Here is a 23,043-nt window from a genome sequence, read left to right as displayed (position 1 = left end):
ACATATGGTTGTGGGGCCCGTACGGGCCCCACAACCATATGAAAACAGGTGCAGCGATTAGAATTCGTCTTGATCCTCAGGCCTCACCCCCTTTCGCGGGTTCGTCGTGTCGGTTGCGCAACCGTGTTCCAAATCCGGGGGCGGCATCCCGTTGCCTGCCGATGGCTCCACGGCTGCATCCCGTTGATCCCCTTGCTGTGGCATGCTCGCAGCGGCATCGGGAGGCATGCAATCCGGCGGCATCTGGTTGAAGGGATCCGCGGAATTGCCTCCGTCATCGCCCGGTGCCATGGAGGAGTGTGACAGGGTTGATTGAGGAGCTGCCGCAGACTGCTGGGTCTGTGGACGCATGGGGGCACCCTGCTCGTCAGATGCCATCTGTGAGGGCGCCTGCTGTCCCGTGTACCCTTCTCGCGGCGTGCGCATCGACATCGTGACCACGTAGTTCAGGTCCAAACCGACGTTGCTCGCCTCGAGCACCAGACGTGAATGATCCACACCCTGCTCGTCGCGCCATTGCTCGGTGTTGAGCAATCCGGTGACTATGGCCGGGTCGCCTTTATGCAGCGATTGCATGATGTTGGCCGCTAGGCCACGAAAGGCTTTGACGGTGAGCCATGTAGTCGGCAGTTGCTGCCATACGCCATTGCGATCCTGATACCTGCGTGTAGACCCCAGTCGGAACGTGCATGCAGGGCGACTCGGATTCCTGCCGTACTGTTGGGGATCCGCGCCGAGATACCCGGTGATCGTGACCGCTCCTTGTTGTAATGCCATGTAAGCCTCTTTCCGTGCGATGTGTTCTTGGTTCCATCTTCAGTCAAAGGCCCCGGCGTGCCAAGCCAAACAGGGCATTGTGGTCGGAGGACGGCGTGTCGGTACAGCGGTGGATAACGGACCCATTATCCACACCGCTCGCTGCCCCAGTGGATAACTGATATACGACGATACTGCATCTGGCTATGGTCGGTGACTGCACACGCGCATAACAAACCGACCATAGTCACGGCAAGTATGGTCGAGCACCTCACACGCGCATAGCAAAACGACCATACTCCACCGAACTTTGGTCATCTACCCTGAACGAAAGCCTGCAAAGCGAAGGGCCCCGGTTTCCCGGAGCCCATTTGCCACATATTTCGCCTTGACCTACTTCAATGCCTCATGCACGCGGTCGACGATCACCTGCGCCACCGAATCGATGCTGATGTTCTCACTGTTGGAACCGTCACGATCACGAACCTCAATCGTGCCGTTGTTCACCGTATCGCGTCCTGCGACGGCGACGATCGGCACACCGATGAGCTCGGCGTCCTTGAACTTGACACCCGGCGAGACCTTCCTGCGGTCGTCGTAGAGCACCTCGATACCATTCGCCGAAAGCTCATCGACCAGCCTCTCGGCGGCTTCGAATGCCGCTTCATCCTTGCCGGTGGCCATCACATGCACCTGGGCAGGGGCGATGTTCATCGGCCATGCCAGACCCTTGTCGTCATGGTGCGTCTCGGCGATGCAGGCAAGCACACGGCTCACGCCGATGCCGTAGCAGCCCATCCACACTGGCACTGTCTTGCCGTTCTGGTTGAGCACCTTGAGGTCGAGTGCCTCGGAATACTTGAGACCGAGCTGGAACACCTGGCCAATCTCCACACCACGCTCGAAGCTGAGCGGGCCTGAGCCATCCGGGCTCATGTCGCCGTCTCGCACCTGAACGGCCTCCACCACGCCATCGGCCTTGAAATCGCGGCCATACACGAGGTCGTAGTAATCCACGCCCTCCTCGTCGGCACCGGTGAACCATGCAGAGCCTTCAGCCACGTGCGCATCGATCAGGTACCGCAATGTCTCGGCCATCTCGTCGTCTCCCCGCGCCTGCGGGCCGAAGCCCATCGGTCCGATATAGCCACGTACCAACTCCGGATGCGCCTTGAGGTCGTCTTCAGTGGCCTCCTCGAGCTCGGCTGGGGCGAACTGCGCCTCCAAGCGCTTCATGTCGATCGTACGGTCTCCTGGAATGCCCACAACCACCAGTTCGCGCCACGGTTCGTCATGCTCGTCGTCCTCGGCATGCTTGACGGCGATGACGACGTTCTTGAGAATGTCTGAGCCCTGCCAGTCACGGCCATCCTCGCGCGGGTATTCGGCATTCGCGAACGCGATCATCTCGTCGATCGTGCGCGCGTTCGGCGTGGCCCGCTTGGTTGCATCCGGGGTCTGCGAACAATCCACGGCCTCGACAGCCGGCGTGTGCAGGGCCTCCACGTTCCAAGCCTTGCCGGAGGGGGCCAGCGCGAACGTATCCTCACCAATCGGCATCGGCGCCAGGAACTCCTCGGAAGCGGAGCCTCCCATTGGGCCCGACATCGCGAACACCGGCACATACTTCAAGTCGAGACGCTGGAAGATGCGCTCATATGCACCGCGCTCATCCATGTACGCCTGGCGCATGCCCTCCTCGTCCACCGTGAACGAGTAGGCATCCTTCATAATGAACTCACGGCCGCGAATCAGACCCGCGCGGGGGCGGAACTCGTCGCGGTACTTCGTCTGGATCTGGTAGAGCGTCACCGGCAGGTCCTTGTACGACGAGTACATGTCCTTGACGAGCAGCGTGAACATCTCCTCATGCGTCGGTGCAAGCAGGTAATCCGCCTCATGGCGGTCCTTCAGGCGGAAGATGTTGTCGCCGTACTCCTCCCAACGGTGCGTCGCTTCGTACGGCTCGCGCGGCAGCAGAGCCGGGAAGTGCACTTCCTGTGCGCCAATGCCGTTGATCTCCTCGCGAATGATATCTTCGATCTTGTTGAGAACGGCGAGGCCGAGCGGCAGCCACGTCCAGATGCCTGGGGCGGCCTTGCGAATATAGCCTGCTCGCTGGAGCAACTTTGCGGAATCGACGTCTGCGTCTGCGGGGTCTTCACGCAGCGTGCGCAGGAACAATGTGGACATTCGAAGAGCTTTGGTCATACCCTTCAAATTATGCGTATTCCACGACATCGCCGGTGTATGCAAGCGGGCGCCCCGCCAGCGAATGCCAGCGGTGCGCCCGGATATCGGAACGGTCTACGAGCCTATTGACGAGCGCCGTCGTCGATGCGCTCGTCCACGTCGCTTTCGAGAATCTCCTCGTTCACCGAGCCGAACGGGTAGACGAAGATCATCAGCATGAACACGCAGCCGAACAGGTACAGCACGTCGCACAGATCGATCACACCGACGGTGAGCTTGCCATTCGGGAAGATCAAGCCGATCACCATGAGCACCATGCCGATCACCGGCAGATACTGCCACGCCCACGGATTCGGCGCGTTGTCGCGCGTCTTGCGGCGCACGGAAACGATGTAGAACGGAATGATGAACATGAGTCCGCCAATAATCGTGAGCAGATCGGAGAGTTTGAACCAGCCCACCAGATTCACCGGTGCGGAGGTGTAGAACAGGAACGCCACGAACAACACGAGCGCGCCGATTCCCGAGATGATGTACATTGCCGAGCGTTTCATGGATTTCCTCTTTCCTCTGTCAGTACGAAATACTGTTCCATTCTAATCGTGCGGCTCATCGTGTGTGACGGAAGCGCGCCGACGGTATCTGTGCGGCAATTCAGAACGCCGGTTCGTCCGTGCCACCGAATTCGTCGAGCGCGTCGAACAAAGTCTGCGCGGATTCCGCTGCGCCGGATTCACCCGTCGTGCCAAGTACGGCATGGTCTGGGGAACGATGTGAGAACGAATCTGCCCCCTGCTCCACGAGCTGCTCGGCCGCACGGGCAGATCCAGCACGCAACGCATCGTCAAGCAGCACGGCGTCGGCGCTCACATTGAACATGCGGTTATGCACGCCGTTCAAGTACAGCCCATCGAGCTTCTCCACACGAGAGAGCGCCACATAGCCCATGCCTGGCGCGAAAGTGCGCGACAGATCCATGATCGCCGAATCGAGCGTCATGCCCTGCGATTTGTGAATCGTAATCGCCCAGGCACACCGCAGCGGCACCTGCGACACCGACGCGAGCACGTCGTCGCCATCCATCATCTCCCAATCGGCGCGCTTCATGGTCACCACGTTGCCGTTTTCGAATTCAACGATGGGCCAGCCGCCGCGCGCATCCTTGAGGAATCCGATCACCATGCCCAACGAGCCGTTCACATAGCGGCCTTCGGCATCGTTGCGCACTGCCATCACGACGGCGTTCTTCTTGAGCACGAGGTGCTCGGGAGCGAGCATGTTCCTCTTGAGCCGTTCGATCAGATTCGCCTGCCCTCGCGCCTCGGCGAAGAACTCATGCTCGTCGCCGTCGATCTGCGCAAGCTGGCGTTCGTTCACAAGATCGGCCTGCCGGTTCTGCGGGAACAGCGACACGGCCTGCTTCCCCTCTTCAAGTGGCACCTGGTAGCGGGTGATGAGAATGTCTTTGTCGATCTGCGAGACCATATCGCCACGAATATCGGTGAGCACACGCAGCAGCTGCCCGTCGTCCTGACGATGCTGCTCATCGAGATAGCAGATCACCGGGTCGAGCGCGTCCCAAGCAAAGGATTCAGTGACGAATCCCTCCGGGTTCTTTCCCGCCTGCGCATACCGCTCACGCATCGACACATACTCGGGCGTGGGCGTCATGGCCGTGTTGCGCCGCGAGGCACCCACTGGCGGCAACTGGAAGAAATCGCCGGAGAGCACCACCTGCAGGCCGCCGAAGGGGCGCGAATCCTTGCGTATGATGCGGCAGACCTCGTCGACCATGTCGAACAGCCACGCGTGCATCATCGAGATCTCGTCGATCACGAGCACGTCAGTCGATTTGATCTGCTTGCGTCGGCGTGTGCGGATCGTCTTGATGAGCGAGTCGGTGAGCGAATCGGCCACCCCTATGCCGCTCCATGCGTGAATCGTCTGGCCGTCCACATGCGTCGCGGCAATGCCGGTCGTGGCCGTCACCGCGACCGTGGCGCCCTGTTCGCGTTTGGCCTGCACAAACCGGTTGAGCACATACGTCTTGCCGGCTCCGGGCGCTCCGGTGAGGAACACGCTGGCTCCGGCAAGCATAATCTCAAGGGCTTCGCTCTGCTTCATGCTCTCTACAATAGGGCCGTGACGCTACGCTGTACAGCCGTCATCTGACGATGCGGTCGACGACGCGGATCACGCCCTCCTCAGTGTTCGCCGGCGCGATGTAGGCGGCGGCCGCGCGCACCTGCGGGTGGGCGTTGGCCACGGCGAACGAATAGCGCGCGTGTTCGAACATCGGCACGTCGTTGAGATAGTCGCCGAACACGGCGGTCTCGTCGACACCCACGCCAAGCGCCTTCTGCAATACGACCACGCCGTCTCCCTTGGAGACGCGCGAATCCATGATGTCCGCCCAATGCTTGCCCGAAAGCACGTATTCGTAAGGCTGCTCGATGCCGGCGAGCAGATCCTTGGCCATCGGCTCGGCCGGTTCGAAATCGAAGATGGCGAGCTTGAGGAATTTCTCGTCGACGTAGTCGAGCACTTCACGAAGATTGTTCACCTGCTCGACCTTCGTGTAGTATTTGCTCACCTCGGCGATGAACTCCTCGTCGGTGCGCTGAATATACGCGGCATTGAGACCGCACACCACGAGCCCGATGTTGTATTCGCCCGTCCCGGCGGCCTTGTCGCAAATGTCGATGACCTGCTTGACCAGATCACGGCTCACCGTATGCGTTTCGATCACATTGCCGTCCAGCGAGACGATGTTGCCGTTCTCGGCGATGAACGACATCGGCCTGACACTGCGCGAGAACATCTGCTGCAGCGTCTGGTACTGCCGACCGCTCGCCGGCACGAAGGTGACGCCCTTCTGGTTGAGCCTGTCGAGCATCGGCCAGAACCCCGCGGGGATCTGCCCGTCGGCGTCCAGCAGCGTCGCGTCCATGTCTGCCACGACGAGCTTGATGTTCTGTGGTTCCTTGATTTCCGTCCATTCAACTTCTGCCATATGCGCTCCTTTGTTATTGCGCGGCGTTGCCGTATACCGGTGCATGACCGGCTCCGCGATGGTTGCAGATGATTATTCGGCCTCGTTCATCACGCTCGTTGCGACGATCTGCTCGGCGATGCGCTTGGACTGCGCGGTGTCGGGACCGGGTTCGGGCGCCATGATGGCCGCGCGGTAGTAACGCAGCTCGTCAAGCGACTCGACGATGTCGGCCCATGCGCGGTGGCCGCCGTTCTTCGGCGGCCGGTTCTCGTAGACCGCCGGGTACCAGCGGCGTGCGAGTTCCTTGATCGTGCTCACGTCGATCACGCGGTAATGCAGGTGCTCCATGAGATTCGGCATGAAGCGGTCGAGGAACTTCTTGTCGGAACCGACCGAATTACCGGCGAGCAATGGTTTGACGCCCTTCGGAATGAATTGTTGCACATAGTCGATCACCTGACGCTCGGCTTCCTGCACCGACAAGCCGTTCTCCCACTCGTCGATGAGGCCGGAACGGGTGTGCATCGCACGCACGAAATCGTCCATATGGGCGACAGCGGTGTCCGACGGCTTGATCACCAAATCGATTCCTTTGTCGAGCACATTGAGCTCGAAATCCGTGGGCACCACGGAGACCTCGCACAATTCATCGTGGAAGATGTCGAGTCCGGTCATCTCGCAGTCGATCCAGATCATGCGCGATGTCTCAGGCGAATACGTCAGCGCGTCGTTTGCGTCTACCATGTTCCTCTTTTCTGCAGGTTCCTTCATGGACCATTCGTGCTCATATTGTAGACGCCTCACCCATATGCGGTGTTTCTCATAGCGTAGCCGTCGCAGGTGCCCGGCAGGGAAAAGCGCCGTGACACAGATTGTATCTGCGTCACGGCGCTTATGGCTATATGCGGCTCCTAAGAGCCACCGTGTTGGATATGTGCTCAGCGGCCGGAGTAGTTCGGCGCCTCAGCGGTCATCACGATGTCGTGCGGATGCGATTCACGCAGGCCGGCGTCGGTGATGCGAATGAAGCGGCCCTTCTCGCTCATCTCGGCGATGTTGTGGGCACCGATATAGAACATGGACTGGTGCAGGCCGCCGATCATCTGGTACAGCACGGCGCCCAACGGACCGCGATATGGCACTTCGCCTTCGACACCCTCCGGCACGATCTTGTCGGTGCTCGTGACGTCCGACTGGAAGTAACGATCCTTGGAATACGACTTCTTGCCTCGCGGTGCCATGGCTCCCATTGAACCCATGCCACGATAGAGCTTGTACTGCTTGCCATGCAGCAGCACCTTTTCGCCAGGGGCCTCCTCGGTGCCAGCGAGCACGCCGCCAAGCATGACGGAGCTGGCGCCGGCGACGAGCGCCTTGGCGATGTCGCCCGAGTAGTGGATGCCGCCGTCGGCGATGCACGGCACGCCTGCGGCGCGACATGCCTGCGCCGCCTCATACACCGCGGTGAGCTGCGGAACGCCCACGCCCGCCACCACACGCGTCGTGCAGATTGAGCCAGGGCCCACACCCACTTTGACGGCGTCGACACCCGCGTCGATCATCGCCTGAGCCCCCTGTCGGGTGGCGATGTTGCCGCCAATGATGTCAACGCCATTGAATGCGGAATCGTTCTTGATACGACGGATCATGTCGAGCGCGATCTTCGCCTCGCCGTTGGCGGTGTCGACCACGAGCACATCGACGCCGGCCTCCATGAGCGCGGAGGCACGCTGCCATGCGTCGCCGAGGTAACCAATGCCGGCTGCGACGCGCAGGCGTCCCTGGTCGTCCTTCGTGGCATCCGGGTACTGTTCGGTCTTCACGAAGTCCTTCACGGTGATCAGACCGGTCAGGTGGTCTTCGCCGTCGACGAGCGGCAGCTTTTCGATCTTGTTCTTCGCGAGCAGGTCGTGCGCGTCCTTCTTCGAGATGTCGGACGGACCGGTGACGAGGTTCTCCTTCGTCATCACGTCCTTGACGCGCAGATGGTCGTAGTCCTCGGAGGCGATGAAGCGCATGTCGCGGTTCGTGATGATGCCGACGAGCTTGTTGTCGTGGTCCACCACCGGCAGTCCGGAGATGTGGAACTTGCCGCACAGCTTGTCGAGGTCGGCGAGCGTGGCGTCGGGATTCACCGTCAACGGATCGGTGATCATGCCGGATTCGCTGCGCTTGACCACATCCACCTGGGCGGCCTGGTCGTCGATGGAGAGATTGCGGTGCAGCACGCCGATGCCGCCGTTGCGGGCCATCGCGATGGCCATGTCGGCTTCGGTCACCGTGTCCATTGCAGCGGACAGCACCGGCACCTTCATCGTGATGTTGCGGGTCAGATGGGTGGAGGTGTCCACTTCCGACGGAATCACGTCGGTTTCGTTCGGCAACAGCAGCACATCGTCATAGGCGAGGCCCAGCTGGGCGAAGATTGGAGGGAGGGGGGTGTATGGGGATTCTGCATTAGGAATTGTAGCCATAGCAACACTATATGGAGCCACGCCGACCAACGCCAAAACACACGTCCGTTCTATGAATCCACCTCTCTTTTACGCCGATTTCCGCCTACAAAGAGCCGGAGCGCGCCCTCCACCTGTCCCCTATTACACAGCCAATCTGCCAATCTGCGTAAAAAGAGACAGAATAGAGACAGAATTGGGCATCCAGATGACCCAAATTACGCAGGGGAAGCGCAGGGGAAGCAGCGAGCGGGGAGGCAAAGATGAAAGATGGGGGAAGAGAAATTGCGGGGGATTTGCACGAAGATCGAAGCTGGCGGTTATGCCCGTCCGGACTCCTGGACGTGCTTGGGTGCATTGCTTTTCGGCAGTACACCGTCATTGCTGTGAGCACCGGGACCCATGCGCTTGAAATACGGGTACAGCGTGGCGATGGTGAGTAGCACCGCCAGCACGACGAACCCGATGAGCACATCCACGAATCTGAAGAACAGCAGGAACATCGAAGAGAACGCGATCAACGCGGCCCAGCCCCACAGAATAAGCACGGCCCCCTGCACAGTATGGCCTATGCGGAGCATGCGGTGATGCAGATGCATGCGATCGGGATGCATGGGTGACTGCCCCTTGCGCAGGCGTCGTGCGATTGCCATGAGCATGTCGAGCACCGGCAGGAACAGCACGAGCACGGGCAGCAGTATCGGCATGAATGCCGGCACGTAGGCCGAGGTGTTGATCGTCGCCGGATCGAGACGCCCGGTGATGATGATCGACGCGCAGGTGATGAGGTAGCCGAGCAGCATCGAACCGGAGTCCCCCATGAACAGTTTCGCCGGGTGCCAGTTGTGCAGCAGGAAGCCAAGGCAGATGCCCACCATCGCCACGTCGACGAGCGTCGCCATTGATGCATACGAAACCTGCTGGCGTGACAGCACATAGGAGTATATGCCGAATGCGATGCCGCCGATCGCCACGATGCCTGCGGCCAAGCCATCGAGTCCGTCCACGAAGTTCACCGCATTGATCGAGACCACAATCAGCAAGGCCGTAATCGCTATGGAGATCATCGGAGACGCGGTGAGCAGGCCGCCGATCGGCAGCGAGATGATCTGCAGACCTCCCCATGCCACGAATACCGAGATGAGCAGCTGGCCGGCGAGTTTGAGCATCCAATCGAGATCCCACACATCGTCGGCCACGCCGAGCAGGCAGATCATAGCGGCGCCTGCCATCACCACCCAGGCTTGGTGGTTCTGGCGGAATTCGCCTTGCAGGAAGTTGAGCCTGGAGGCGAAGAACATGGCGGTGATGAAACCAAGCAGCATGGCCACGCCGCCCATGCGCGGCGTTGGCACGGTGTGCACGTCACGGGCACGCACCTCGCCCACCGCGCCGAGCTGAATGGCGAGGTGACGGATGAGCGGCGTGTACAGGTACGTGGCCACCATGGCCACCATGGCAATGAATACGTAGACCCTCATTGACCGGCCGTACCCCCATGCCGCGCTTCCTCACGCACCGCCCGTCTGACTGCGTCGGCTTCCAATCGTCCCTCGCGAAGGATCACAATCCCATCCGGAGCATCGGGATCGGCGGCCACCACGGTGCTCGCCGTATGGCTCACGGTCGGCCCGCCATCGATGTACAGGTCAACCGAATCACCCAACGCCGCAACAGCCTCATCGACGGTCTGAGCGCTTTCGTTGCCGGAGCGGTTCGCGCTCGATGCCGCAACCGGGCCGATCGCACGCAGCACGCGCAGGCTCACCTCGGAATCGGGAACGCGAATGGCCTGGGTGCGCGCACCGGAATCGTCGACGCGCACGGTGAGCAACGCCGAATCAGCGGCAGCCACGGCAATCGGAGAGAAGGCACCGGGCAGGAATCGGTGCGCCAACACATCGAGCGGCGTGGGAAGCGTAAGACCGAGCTTGGGCAGCACCAAGAGATCCGGCATAATGACTTGCAACGCCTTGTCAGCCGGCCGATGCTTGGCGACGTAGATGCGCGCTATGGCCGCGGCGTTGCATGGGTCGCAGACGATGCCGTATACGGTGTCTGTGGGAATGACCACCAAGCCGCCATCGGCTATGATTCGTCTTGCGTCGGCCAGCGTCTGCTCGTCTGCACTGCGCACGTCTGCCATGTGCCTTGCCTCCTACCTGTCTGGCATGTTGCCAGCTGTGTCCGCTCCGACCTGCCGTATTGTACGCGATGGAGCTGTGTATTCACTGCGATGCCGTTATGTTCATGGTTCTACGGGAAAAGTTGGCTCCTACTTGGTCGCCACCAGATAGCGCGGTCGGTAGGTCAGGTCGACCCCCGTGCGGGCGTCGCTGAATCCGCTGGCGCGCGCGAAGGCCACTGTGCGGTCGGGCTGCGAGATGTCGTGCTCCATGAGGAACAGGCCACCCGGGCGAAGCAGCGCATAGGCACGCCGAATGATCTGCTCGGGAATGAGCATGCCATCAGACGATCCCCCATACAATGCGAGCGACGGGTCGAAATCACGCACTTCCGGCTGCTGTGGCACCTGTGCCTGCGGCACATACGGCGGGTTGCTCACCACAACATCAACCGTTCCGTCGAGATGCGCGAGCGTGATCGGGCAGGTGGCATCGGCGATCTCCAAGTGGTAGTTCGCGGTGATGTCGGGGTATGTGCGTGAGATCCGCGCGATGTTGCGGCGCGTCCACACTGCGGCCTGCGGGCTCAGTTCTACACCCCACACCTGAGCCCCCGGGATCTCTGTGGCCAATGCCAGTCCCAGCGCGCCGCTGCCCGCACACAAGTCCACGATTCGCGGCGAATAGATTCCATGCCGTGTCACCCAGTCAATGGCGTCCTGTGCGAGCAGTTCGGTCTCCTGCCGCGGAATGAACACCCCGGGCCCCACCTCGAGATCGAGATAGCGGAACGGTGCATGGCCCACGATGTACTGCAACGGTTCGCGTGCATGACGCCGGCACACCATGTGCTTGAACGTGTGCACAAGCTCCACGTCGTCGTCGTCCTTGCCGTACTTCGCACACAGCGCACGCACGTCGGTGCGCATGATTGCGGCCGCTTCGACGTCGGAGAGCGAGCATCCGAGCACATCCGCCATAATCAGCTTGACGTCGTGCTCGGGAGTGTCGACTCCGGCTTCGCGCAGGTATTCGGCGCAACGGTGAATGAGTTGGTCTGTGGTCATCTGGGCTTTTCCGTAACGTGTGAATGCAGTTGGGATACGTGCCAAGGGCGGCAGGAATGCCTATTGCTGTTGCTGCTGACTTGCGAGCCGCTGCTCCTCGTCAGCCTGGATATCGCTGTCGATCACCGCCTGCAGATCGCCGTCAAGCACGGCGTCAAGATTATACGCCTTGTAGTTCGTGCGGTGATCCACAATGCGATTCTCCGGGAAGTTGTAGGTGCGGATCCTTTCCGAACGATCGAGCGAACGCACCTGCGAGTGGCGCATGTCGGCGGCTTCGGCGGCCTCCTGTTCGTGCTTCATCGCGAGCAGACGGCTCTTGAGCACGCGCAGTGCGGAAGCGCGGTTCTGGATCTGCGATTTCTCGTCCTGCATGCTCACGACGATGCCGGTGGGAATGTGTGTCATGCGCACTGCCGAATACGTCGTGTTGACGGACTGGCCGCCCGGACCGGAGCTCATGAAAATATCGATCTTCAGATCTTTCGGGTCGATCTCGATCTCATCGTCGTCTTCGTCGGCCTCCGGGAACACGATGACGCCCGCGGCGGAAGTCTGGATGCGTCCCTGTGACTCGGTGACCGGAATGCGCTGCACGCGATGCACACCGCCTTCGTATTTGAGCGATGCCCATACCCCTTCTTCCGGCGACGGGTTTCCCTTGGCACGAATGGCCATCTGCACGTCTTTCACTCCGCCGAGCTCGGTGGAGTTCTCGCTTTGGATGGTCACGCTCCAACCTCGCTTCTCTGCGTACCGCATGTACATGCGCAGCAAATCACCGGCGAACAACGCCGCCTCCTCGCCGCCCGCGCCGGCCTTGATCTCCATGATCACATCGCGCGCGTCATCCGGGTCACGAGGAATGAGCGCCGTACGCAACTTCTCCTCCACCTCAGGCAGCTCGGACTCCAGTCGCTTGGCTTCCTGGGCGAAATCCGGATCCTCTCCGGCCATCTCCTGGGCCGCGTCGAGGTCGTTCCTGATGTTGAGCCATGTGCGGTATGCGTTGACTATGGTGCCGAGCTGCGCCTGCCTGCGACCGAGCTTGCGCATCTTGTCGGGGTTCGACCAGACCTCCTGCTCGCCCATCTGGCGTTCGATGTTCTCGTATTCCTCCAACGCGGTCTTCGCCGCGGGAAACTCTTCGCTTGCCAATCTTCGCCTTACTTGACTCTTGCCTACACAAATGCTTCGAACAGATTGAAGTGTACTCAGTTGGGTGGTCCGCTCGTGGGCCGCCTATACATAGTGGGCATTGTTCACAGATTCCACACACGTGGCGTACGGACGAAACGGTATGCCCGGCTGCACGGGCGCATGCCAAACAAAAACGCCAGCCCAACAGGGCTGGCGTCGAAGCGTATCAGGCGCTCTTCTTGCCGTAGCGCTTCTCGAAGCGGGCCACACGGCCGCCGGTGTCGAGAATCTTCTGCTTGCCGGTGTAGAACGGATGGCACTTCGAGCACACATCCACCGTCATACGGTCACCCTTGGCGGTCGAACGCGTCTCGAACGTGTTACCGCACGAACACGTGACGGTCACCTTGTGATAATCAGGATGAATACCCTGCTGCATAACATCGTCTCCTAAAGATACGGGGGACCCGGGTCGCCCCACCCCGCTGGCGAAGCGTGAACCGGACAGCAAAAGCGTAGCCCACCCGCTCGACGTACGACGGCGCGCGACGCATCCCGCGTGGGTCACTATGCCACGGAATCCGCCGTGAGATACGCCAGCGGATTGTCCACGAACTTGCGAAGGCCGATCTGCGCGGCGCCAATGAGCGCCGGCCTGAGCATGTCGCGCGTGAGCAGGATATGCGCCTCGACCTTGTCGCGCGCGAGGATCTGGCGCTGCACCTCGGCCTGCATGCGTTCGCGCTCTTCGGCGGGGAGCTGCGCCCAGCAGCCTCCGATGATCACCGTATCCACATCCGACAGATTGATGGTCGAGACGATTGCCGAGACCATTGCGTCGAAGGCTTTCAAATAGACGTTGTGCATGGGTTCCGCACCGTCGAAAACAGCCTGCGTGAACATATCTATGGCCTGTTGGCTTGCGGCGGCATCGCCGCTGGCAAGTCCGGCGCGCTCCACCATCGAGCGGCGGCCTGCGAAGGCCTCGAGGCATCCATGCCGTCCGCAGCGGCACTGCGGGCCATCCAGCTGCACGGGAAGATGCCCGACCTCACCGGCGAATCCATGCTCGCCGTCCACCACCTTGCCGTCGCGCACAATGGCGCCGCCGATGCCGATGTCGGTGGAAACGTAGATGAACGAGCCGTCCGGCCCCACCATACCCTCGTCATGGACCTGCGTGGCATAGCCGGGCAAATGGGCGGTCGCCGCCATGTTCGACTCGTTTCCGGCGACCACGTCGAGCCGCTTGATCACGTCGTACTGCATGAGGTCTATGTTCTCCCAGCCGAGATTGCGCGCGACGATCAGGTGCGCATCTTCGGTGACCAATCCGGGTAGCGCGATTCCGGTTCCGGTAAGAATGTAGCCCTGCTCGCGCAAGGTCTTTTCCTGATCGAGCAGCATGGCGTCGAGATCGGCGAATATCTCGTCCGCATCCGCCTCGTGCAGATTGCGATCCACCCACCGTTCCGCCACCGTCGAGCCGTCAAGATCGAGCACCGTATAGCCGTAACCGTCGGTGTTGATCTGTATGCCGATGCCACATACCCGGCCTCCGGCAATGATCAGGGGCGTGCTCGGCCTGCCATACACCGCCTGCACAAGCGGCACTCCTTCCCTAAGCACACCATGCTCAATGAGGAGCGAGACTAACAGAGACATCGTCGCCTTGGTCAATCCCGTCGCCTTTGCCAGATCGGCCCGGCTGAGCGGTTGCGGCGAGCGCAGCACCTGATTCAGAACCACCGAGAGATTGTGGTTGCGTAGATCATCTTGATTGATTCGTTTCAGCGTCGTCATGTCGACCCCTATCTTCGAGCCAATAGTTAACCCACTTGCCTAACAAGCCATGCTATACTAGATTTATTAGTTTAATGAACATACTATATTGGATCGCATACGGCATGGCCGTCGTCTGCGGTCCGCGTAGAAAACCGGAACACACGCGACCACGGAACGTCTGTGGGAGCCAGAGCAAGGAGACAATATGGAACCGATGTTGGTTGCGGGCGTCGACACTTCGACCCAATCATGCAAGGTGCGCGTCACCGATGCCCGGACAGGTAAGCTCGTACGCTTCGGCCAGGCAAAGCACCCGGACGGATCGACAGTGAATCCCCAGGCCTGGTGGGAGGCGTTCCTCGAAGCCAGTGAGCAGGCCGGCGGATTGGACGACGTCTCGGCAATTGCCGTCGGCGGCCAACAACATGGCATGGTGATCCTCGACGAGCAAGGGCGCGTGATCCGCGATGCGATGCTGTGGAACGACATCTCGTCGGCCCCTCAGGCCGTTGAACTCATCGATGAACTCGGCGCGGCACCGGCGGCCGACGGTGAACCGGAGGATCGCCACGCCCGCGGCATCTCCCGCTGGGTTCGTGCGGTGGGCTCCTCCCCCGTCGCCTCATACACGTTGACGAAGCTGCGGTGGGTGAGCGAGCACGAGCCGAAGCATGCAGAGCGCATAGCCGCCGTCTGCCTGCCCCACGACTGGCTGAGCTGGCGCATAGCCGGTTTCGGACCGGTGGAGCCTGGCGAGGATGCCCATTTGGACGCACTGTTCACCGACCGTTCCGACGCCTCCGGCACCTTGTATTTCGATGCGGCGTCCAACACCTACCGGCGCGATCTGCTCGCCCGAGGCTTGCAATCGGCCGCAGCGGACGAACCGGCCCCCGAATGCCTCCAGGCCGCCGCACGCATCGTGCTGCCCGCCGTGCTGGGCCCCCACGAGGCCGCCAAGGTGAAAGCCTCCCCATCGATTGCCGGAGGCGCCGTAGACGGGGGCTGCATCATCGCCCCCGGCGGAGGCGACAATGCAATGGCAGCCCTGGGCTTGGGAATGGCCGTCGGAGATGTGTCAGTGTCCCTTGGCACATCGGGTGTCGCTGCGGCTGTGAGCGAGCGCCCTGTATACGATCTGAACGGCTCTGTTTCCGGATTCGCGGATTGCACCGGGCATTTCCTGCCCCTGGCCTGTACCATCAACGCCTCCCGCATTCTCGACGCAGGACGTGCGGTGCTCGACGTGGACTACGAGGAGCTCACCGACCTCGCCCTAGCCGCGCGCCCCGGTGCCGGCGGCATCACATTGGTGCCGTATTTCGACGGCGAACGCACACCGAACCGACCGGACGCCACTGCCACCCTCAGCGGGATGACGCTACGCAACACCAATCGCGCGAACTTCGCCCGCGCATTCGTCGAGGGGTTGCTGTGCTCACAACGAGACTGTCTGGAGCTCATCCGCTCGCTCGGCGCCGCGATTGAGCGCATCCTACTCATCGGCGGCGGAGCGAAATCGCGTGCGGTGCGCACGTTGGCCCCAACTGTGCTCGGCATGGAAATCACTTGCCCCGCCACCGACGAATACGTGGCCATCGGAGCCGCACGACAGGCGGCTTGGGTGCTCAGCGGCGTAGATGACGCGCCCGACTGGCCAATTTCGATCGACGCGGTGCAGACCGGTACCCCCACCCCGCAGATCTACGAGGCCTACGTGCAGGCCCGCGGCTGATTCCACCCAGGCCGGGTGGTGTGCACCATGCGCACATTGTGCCCACCACCCGGCATTCCATATTGTCGATTCCGATTCCAAGGAGTTTCATGAACGTCGTCCAGAATCCAATACTCAACTCGGACTTTCCCGATCCCGACATCATCAGGGTCGGCCATACCTATTACATGGCGAGCACCACGATGCATTTCATGCCCGGATGCGACATATTGAGGTCGTTCGACCTGACACATTGGGAACCGTATGGCCATGTCTACCACACACTTGGGCACACGGGCACCTATATGCTAGACGACGATCAGGACCTGTATGGGCAGGGAATGTGGGCGCCGTCCCTGCGATGGCACAATGGCAGATTCCATGTGTTGTTCTCCGCGAATGACACCCATACGACCCATCTGTTCACCGCTGAGGACGCCCGCGGTCCATGGCGTCATCATATCGTCCAGGGCTTCTACCACGATCCTTCGCTGCTCTTTGACGATGGGCGTGTGTTCATCGTTCACGGCAACACTGCACTGCGGCTGACCGAGATGGAGGCGGATCTGTCCGGACCGAAGGCCGGTGGACTCGACCGTGTGCTCGTGCAGGATTTGCCGAATCAGGATCTGGGATACGAGGGATCCCATCTGCAACGGCATGATGGGCGGTATTACCTGTTCACCTGTCATTTCGCCCGTGGCCACCGCAAAACCGAGGATTGTTTCATCGCGGATTCGCTTGACGGTGAGTTCCGGGGCCGCTGCATTCTGGACGACGACTTGGGATACCATGACCAAGGTGTGGCGCAAGGTGGCATGGTGGACACGCCCGATGGCCAATGGTACGCGTTCATGTTCCAGGACCGCGGGGCATTGGGCAGGACACCCGTGCTCATGCCGATGCATTTCGATACGGACGGCATGCCCGTATTGGGCGTGAATGGGCGAGTTCCGGCATACGTCGAAAGCGCGCCTTCCGCCGAACCGCACCATCATTATGCGCCGCTCAACGGCGATGACGATTTCCGCTACACGCCCGATAGCAGGGGAACCATCCATCTGGCCCCCTATTGGCAGTTCAACCACACACCACATGACGAGACATGGTCGGTGACCGCGCGCCCCGGTGCATTCCGCATCACCACAAGCCGCGTATCGGCCACCATGCTGCGGGCGACCAATACGCTTACGCAACGCACGACCGGCCCACGGTGCGCCGCGGAAGTGACCATCGACGCCAGCGGACTCATGGAAGGCGACATCGCCGGGCTCTGCGCATTCCAAGGCTGCTACGCATACGCCGCCATAACACGCAGGCAGGGATCTTGGCATGCGATCATGGCGGAACGCAATGCGCTGCATCCGGACAACACCGCCGAGCGCCATTACGACGAGGTCCCGGTTGAAGTGGAGTCCCTGCCATTGCCGTCACCGCAGGTCACGTTCCGTTTGGAGATCGACTACACCGACATGCGCGATACCGCGCGTTTCCTTGTGCGGACAGACGCCGGGTGGATACCGATCGGACATCCCCACCGCCTGTGGTTCAAACTGGATCATTTCACAGGATGCCGGTTCGCACTGTTCACCCAAGCGACCCAGCATGTTGGAGGACATGCCGACTTCATGCGCTTCCGTTATCACGATGCCACAGATATGGGAGCTTGACCCAAGGTGTAGTCATGCGCCGCGATGCCCACTGCGCATTTCCACAGGGAAACCCAGATGCAGGAAGCGGTCGCCATGCATGTCGGTGCGGTCCCAGTGCACAAGACCCGGTCCACTGGGATCGCCTATCGCCGCAAAACGCGTCCAATACCGTGACATGCATTGGGAGAGCTCAACATGGCATCCACGCATGGGTCGCCAGCATGAGCCCAAGGTCCCGAACACGAACCAGAGGTCGGAAGAATGGAAGGAGCCCGCGTCATCGCCGGGCATCGGCACATCGAAATGGTAATAATACGGTGCGCGGCCGCCACCATGCTGCCATGCTGCGATCAGCCGGCGGTTGCCTTCGCGGCCAGCCCGCACCTGATGGCCTTGCCCGTCGGACACCATGAATTCGTCTTGCGTATCACCCACCACCAGATCGATGTTCTTGGTTTGGCCGTCAAGTATCAGATCGCGCTCCTGCCGTGGCATGAAGACGCCATCGACACATGGCACCCAATTGACCATCATCGGCCATGCGGCATGATCCACACCTTCAGGCGCCTCAAGCCTAGATGCTCCCTCGAACAGGGTCTGCGCATCGACAGCCCGTGCCTCATCGAGGTTCTCCACCCCCAGACGCCGCATCAACCTTGCGCCCGTCGACTGTGCGGATTCCAATGAGCACAGCGTTGCATTGAAGTAGCCAAGGCCCGCACCTGATTGCATGATCGCCCGGGAGAACAGTCCGGCATTACCCGGCGCGCAGCATTGCGCCAATACCGAAGCCGCACCCGCGGACTGCCCGAAGATGCATATGCGTGTGGGGTCGCCACCGAAAACGGTGATGTTGCGGCGCACCCACCGAAGGGCGGCCTGTTGGTCCAACCATCCGAAATTCGCATACGGGGCGCCTTCCTCCGCTTCCTCCTGCAGCCAGCGGTGTGAGAAAAATCCGAACACGTTCAGCCGATACGCCACCGACACAACCACAACGCCCTGACGCGCGAGCGCGGTGCCGTCGAACTCCTTCTCCATCGCGCACCCGCACTGGTAGGCGCCTCCATGGATCCACACCATGACCGGCAGGGGTTCGCCGGTGAGGTGCGCATCGACGCCGCTCCCCCGCAATGCCGGCGTCCAAATGTTCAGATACAGGCAATCCTCATCGAGCGGGATGGCGGGATCCATGCCCCATTCCTTGTCATAGAACGGGTTTGACGCTCCCGGAATGGGTTGCAGGCAGGCCGGGGCATCGTCGAACGCACACCGTACACCTTGCCAAGGCGCCGGCGACTGGGGTGGTCGCCAACGCAGCGGCCCCACTGGTGGAGCGGCGAACGGCACTCCACGAAAAGCTGTGATGGAGGGATCACCCACCGCCAATCCCTCGAGTGTTCCCTGCTCACATGTGACTTGCCTGCGCATCACGCACGTCCCGTCCCGGCATCGACGTCTCCGCCAGCGCGCACCGATGGCTCGATCATGGCACCACGCTTCAAATCATAGGCAAATGGAGGCATCGGAGTGCCCCGGCCATCCACAAGCAGACCACGTGACGGGTTGTTCCGCCATGCATACCGCAGTATGTCGGGACGCCGCTCAGGCAGCGGAATGCACACTTCTGCCCCCTCAACCGTCGCAGGTGCAGGCACCGCGCACATGGCATCGCGCCAGACGAACTCGAATTCACCCAGATCGCCGCCATCGAGCGTCAACGGCGTGCAAGGGACCGGATTGGCCCCTTGGCGGGCAACAGTGGCATAGGAGACGCACAGCATCCCATCGCGTTCCTCGATCCTCTTCACCATCGGCTGCACATTGTCGCCTCCATAGAGCAGCGCACATGCCGCGTCGAACAGACGTGACGCGACGAGCTTCTTGTCATGCGGATGCAAGTCGTTGGGTTCACCGGCATCCAGCGTCACGACCGTCTTCACGTCGGGTACTTGCTTCCCAACGGCCCACTGCCCGGCGCGTACGAGCGGCCAACCGCCGTCCTCGATGCAATCGATGCTGATGCCGGGCAATTGCACGATGAGGAAGGGCATATGCGGATCATGCCAACGCTCCCGCCACAGATCGATCATCGTGGCGAGCAGTTTGCCGTATTGCGCCGCCCTGGTCCCGGTGTTCGATTCCCCTTGGTACCACAGCGCAGCGCGTACCGGGAAACGGAAGCAAGGCGCGAGCATGGCGTTATACAACCCGGTGGGGCGCCAACGCACAAAATCCTCACTCGGACATGGCCTGTCCATGCTCGCCACGACGGCAAGCCTCCAGATGCCGCTCACATCATGGACCTCATCGCCGACCTGCAAGGTCATCGCCTTGCCTTCGGTCACCCGGCCGGATCCCGCGTTGCAGACAAGGCGCACAACAATCTCGTTGGCCCCCGCGCGCAGCATACCGGCAGGAATCCGGTAGTCACGGGGCTCATATTGGTTGGGGCGGCCCCCTATGTTGATTCCATTGATGTAGGTCTCATCGATGTCAGCCCATGCCCCCAACCGCAGCGTGCCTTCAGCACCCTCGCAATAGGGCGGCAGCACCACTGTCCGCCGCAATTCGATCATTCCCTGGAATCCCGGCAACCCGCAATCCTCAAAACGGGCCGGCAGGTCGACATGGCGCCAATGCAGCTTGTCGGCAGGAATCCGCCGCGCTTGCAGCTCTTCCATCCATCCAGCGACCGCGGACAGACTCTCTTCGCTCCGCGCCTCGGCCACGCCATCACCCAGATAGGGATCCAGCTCCTCCAACGCTTCAGGACAATCATCGAGTGAAGCGGCGTCCATCCATGCTTCGATGGGGGAACCGCCCAACGATACATTGAGCAGTCCGACGGGGACCTGCAACCACTGGCGCACCATTCGCCCAAAGAAATACGCGACTGCGGAGAATTGGCCCAGCGTCTCGGGTGCACACTCCAGCCATGAGGCCTCCTCATGGTCACGCACCGGGCCGGAGAAATCGTATCGGTCCACGACCTTGAACTGGCGCAGCAAGGGGTCATCCTGCCGCCGAAACTCGTTGGGATAGTATGGATGTACCCATTGCATGGAAAGCTCCATATTGGATTGCCCCGAACACAGGAACACCTCACCCGCATAGCATGAGCGCCGTACTGTCGCGCCATCGCCAATCACTTCGAAGGCATACGGGCCGCCAGGATCCAACGCATCCAACCGCACCTGCCAGCCGCCGTCCGCGGCGCTTATGGTTTCCCCTGCACATTCGCCGATACGTACGGAGACACGCTCCCCCGGTGTGCACCATCCCCAGATGTTCACGGGTCTGCCGGATTGCAGCACACATCCATCATCCAGCAGCTTTGGCATTGTCAATGTCATATGCGTCCCTTGCGCCTTCCATGCGGTCATGTCATCTGCACCGCAGATATGGAGATGCACGCTGGGCGGCCCGTCTCGGAGACGGCCCGCCCAGCGTGCATCCATGGTCATTCACTCAATTCGCGGTAATCGAAGTCCACGAACTCCGCCGTTGCGTCATACCCCGACAGGTCCACTGCCGCGAGCCCAACGAACGCTCCGGTGAAGAACCCGCCATACCGTTGATTCACATAGTCGTCCGACAGGATCTTCGCGTCCAGTTCGACACCGAGGTCATGCCACTGCTCACCGTCGAACGAATAGTCGTAACCATAGGTCTGCGTGCGCACACGCGTGCGCAGCCATACGGTCTCCACATCATCGGGAACCGGTACCGCCCGGTCCCGCAGGAACGAGGTGTAGGTGTTGAAATCGTTCTGGGCGACTTCGATCACACGGCACTGCCGCTTCTCATCCCAAGTGACGAAAGCCCACGACCAGCACAGGTCGTTGTAGTAGTTCGTCAGACCGGCCATCTGCCGGTAGTTGGTGGGGTCGAATCGCACACCGACAGACGCGTCGAAATCGAACGCCTGCCAACGGCGGGCGACGAGGGACAGGTCGAAGAGGTTGCACAGCGATCCCTGCCCACGCAAGGTCAGCGTGCCGCCTCCGACGGAACCCATCGATTCGTCGAAGGGAACACGCAGCGTGTTCCAATCCAGGGCGAGCTGCGGCACCTCGAAATCGTCATGCTGGCTGTGATCGGCCGGTGCCTCGGTCTCGATGGCGTCTTGCGGCGCCTCGACGACGCGTTGTCCGCCATGACCGCCGACGACGACAGGCCAGCCGTCATCGGTCCATTCGACTTTCTGGATGGACGTCTCGCGGCCCAGGGTGCACCATCCACGCGGATCGGTCACCGATTCGTTCTCATGGTGCCAGGGCCGGCCACACAGCGACGCGTAGTACCATTCGCCGGATGGCGTATCCACGAGTGCGCCATGCCCCTGCTTCTGCAGGTAGCTGCGTGGGGTGTCGAAGTTGCTGATGAACGGGTTGTACGGGCTCCCCTCGAACGACATCGCATCGAGCGTCGCGGAACGCGCGACGACCTCCTGATGCGTCCAGACGGTGCCGCCCTCGGCACAGAACAGGTAGTACATGCCGTTGATTTTGTACAGGTGTGGGCCTTCGACGAGTTTGACATCGGTGCCGCGCCAAATCGTGCGTTCGGTCTCAGGGCGCAGGCGCATGGTCTCGACGTCGAACTCGGTAAGCGTGATGCCATCGAAGGGATGGTTGTATTCACGGAAATCCCAAGTCTGCTGGACGAGGTACTTGCGCCCGTCATCGTCATGGAACAGGCTTGCATCGAAGCCAACGCCGTTGATCCGGATCGGTTCGCTCCACGGGCCACGGATGTCCTCGGCGGTCACGAGGTAGTTCGTGCAGTCCTTGAACGCGCCGTTGACGATTTTAACATCGGAGTACACGAGCCAGAACTTGCCGTCCGCATAGGACAGGTCGGGAGCCCACACGCCACCGGAGGACGGGTTGCCGCGCATGTCGATCTGCGAACGACGGTTCAGCGGGCTCGGCAACAGGCGCCAATGCACCATGTCCTTCGACTCGTGCAGACGCACGCCAGGCCACCATTCGAACGTGGAATTCGCGATGTAGTAGGTGTCTCCGACCCTGATCATCGACGGATCGGCGTTGAATCCGGGCAGTACCGGGTTTTCGATCTTCATAACGATCTCCTTAAGGAAACGGCGGCCCGGTTGTGACCGGGCCGCCGCGCTTCGTGCATTGCAGGCGGCGGGT

Annotated in this window: 18 protein-coding genes; 2 read left to right on the top strand and 16 right to left on the bottom strand. The window is 61.2% G+C overall.

Annotated features, from left to right (window positions below; all coding sequences use genetic code 11):
- Positions 1-57 precede the first annotated feature (57 nt).
- The 13 genes from BANAN_RS02750 to BANAN_RS02690 form a co-directional block, all read right to left on the bottom strand.
- A complete protein-coding gene (locus BANAN_RS02750) occupies positions 58-777 on the bottom strand; it encodes a single-stranded DNA-binding protein (RefSeq protein ID WP_014697422.1) in 720 nt (239 codons plus the stop codon).
- 372 nt (positions 778-1,149) lie between these two features.
- The gene (locus BANAN_RS02745) at positions 1,150-2,967 is read right to left on the bottom strand and encodes a proline--tRNA ligase (RefSeq protein WP_041776968.1); all 1,818 of its coding nucleotides are present in this window, start codon (positions 2,965-2,967) and stop codon (positions 1,150-1,152) included.
- A 104-nt stretch (positions 2,968-3,071) separates the two neighbouring features.
- On the bottom strand, positions 3,072-3,503 hold the full coding sequence (locus BANAN_RS02740; protein ID WP_014697420.1) for a hypothetical protein: 432 nt from the start codon (positions 3,501-3,503) through the stop codon (positions 3,072-3,074).
- 100 nt (positions 3,504-3,603) lie between these two features.
- Positions 3,604-5,073 (bottom strand): PIF1 family DEAD/DEAH box helicase, encoded by a 1,470-nt coding sequence (locus BANAN_RS02735; RefSeq protein ID WP_014697419.1) that lies wholly within the window; start codon positions 5,071-5,073, stop codon positions 3,604-3,606.
- Positions 5,074-5,113: 40 nt separating this feature from the next.
- On the bottom strand, positions 5,114-5,962 hold the full coding sequence (locus tag BANAN_RS02730) for a Cof-type HAD-IIB family hydrolase (RefSeq protein WP_014697418.1): 849 nt from the start codon (positions 5,960-5,962) through the stop codon (positions 5,114-5,116).
- A gap of 72 nt (positions 5,963-6,034) precedes the next feature.
- Positions 6,035-6,688: an oligoribonuclease gene (gene orn / locus BANAN_RS02725; RefSeq protein ID WP_014697417.1), complete on the bottom strand. Its 654-nt coding sequence runs from the start codon at positions 6,686-6,688 to the stop codon at positions 6,035-6,037.
- Between the two features lie 194 nt (positions 6,689-6,882).
- Complete coding sequence (gene guaB / locus BANAN_RS02720; protein ID WP_041776967.1) at positions 6,883-8,418, bottom strand: IMP dehydrogenase; 1,536 nt, start codon at positions 8,416-8,418, stop codon at positions 6,883-6,885.
- A gap of 299 nt (positions 8,419-8,717) precedes the next feature.
- Positions 8,718-9,878: an MraY family glycosyltransferase gene (locus BANAN_RS02715; protein ID WP_041776966.1), complete on the bottom strand. Its 1,161-nt coding sequence runs from the start codon at positions 9,876-9,878 to the stop codon at positions 8,718-8,720.
- On the bottom strand, positions 9,875-10,543 hold the full coding sequence (locus BANAN_RS02710; protein WP_014697414.1) for an L-threonylcarbamoyladenylate synthase: 669 nt from the start codon (positions 10,541-10,543) through the stop codon (positions 9,875-9,877). Before BANAN_RS02710 ends, BANAN_RS02715 begins: the two co-directional genes overlap by 4 nt.
- 129 nt (positions 10,544-10,672) lie before the next feature.
- Positions 10,673-11,590, bottom strand: a complete 918-nt coding sequence (prmC, locus tag BANAN_RS02705) for a peptide chain release factor N(5)-glutamine methyltransferase (RefSeq protein ID WP_014697413.1) — start codon at positions 11,588-11,590, stop codon at positions 10,673-10,675.
- A gap of 60 nt (positions 11,591-11,650) precedes the next feature.
- Positions 11,651-12,748, bottom strand: a complete 1,098-nt coding sequence (prfA, locus tag BANAN_RS02700) for a peptide chain release factor 1 (protein WP_014697412.1) — start codon at positions 12,746-12,748, stop codon at positions 11,651-11,653.
- Between the two features lie 208 nt (positions 12,749-12,956).
- Positions 12,957-13,169, bottom strand: coding sequence for a 50S ribosomal protein L31 (rpmE, locus tag BANAN_RS02695; RefSeq protein WP_014697411.1), 213 nt, complete (start codon positions 13,167-13,169; stop codon positions 12,957-12,959).
- Between the two features lie 128 nt (positions 13,170-13,297).
- Positions 13,298-14,533: an ROK family transcriptional regulator gene (locus tag BANAN_RS02690; RefSeq protein WP_014697410.1), complete on the bottom strand. Its 1,236-nt coding sequence runs from the start codon at positions 14,531-14,533 to the stop codon at positions 13,298-13,300.
- Positions 14,534-14,720: 187 nt separating this feature from the next.
- Between BANAN_RS02690 and BANAN_RS02685 the strand changes: the two genes are divergently transcribed.
- Together BANAN_RS02685 and BANAN_RS02680 are read left to right on the top strand one after the other, a co-directional pair.
- Positions 14,721-16,250 carry a xylulokinase gene (locus BANAN_RS02685; protein WP_014697409.1) on the top strand — a complete coding sequence of 510 codons (1,530 nt, stop codon included), beginning with the start codon at positions 14,721-14,723 and terminating at the stop codon, positions 16,248-16,250.
- Between the two features lie 89 nt (positions 16,251-16,339).
- Positions 16,340-17,899 (top strand): glycoside hydrolase family 43 protein, encoded by a 1,560-nt coding sequence (locus BANAN_RS02680; RefSeq protein ID WP_014697408.1) that lies wholly within the window; start codon positions 16,340-16,342, stop codon positions 17,897-17,899.
- A 12-nt stretch (positions 17,900-17,911) separates the two neighbouring features.
- On the opposite strand, the gene BANAN_RS02675 is transcribed toward BANAN_RS02680, so the two are convergent.
- The 3 genes from BANAN_RS02675 to BANAN_RS02665 form a co-directional block, all read right to left on the bottom strand.
- Entirely contained in the window at positions 17,912-19,312 is a 1,401-nt protein-coding gene (locus BANAN_RS02675; RefSeq protein WP_041776965.1) for a carboxylesterase/lipase family protein, read from the bottom strand.
- Complete coding sequence (locus BANAN_RS02670) at positions 19,312-21,237, bottom strand: sialate O-acetylesterase (protein ID WP_041777103.1); 1,926 nt, start codon at positions 21,235-21,237, stop codon at positions 19,312-19,314. The genes BANAN_RS02675 and BANAN_RS02670 overlap by 1 nt, the downstream gene beginning before the upstream one ends.
- A 107-nt stretch (positions 21,238-21,344) precedes the next feature.
- The gene (locus BANAN_RS02665) at positions 21,345-22,970 is read right to left on the bottom strand and encodes a glycoside hydrolase family 43 protein (protein WP_014697405.1); all 1,626 of its coding nucleotides are present in this window, start codon (positions 22,968-22,970) and stop codon (positions 21,345-21,347) included.
- Positions 22,971-23,043 lie beyond the last annotated feature (73 nt).

The organism is Bifidobacterium animalis subsp. animalis ATCC 25527 (genome assembly GCF_000260715.1).
Classification (GTDB): Bacteria; Actinomycetota; Actinomycetes; order Actinomycetales; family Bifidobacteriaceae; genus Bifidobacterium; species Bifidobacterium animalis.
This window is presented reverse-complemented; position numbering and strand designations above follow the sequence as displayed.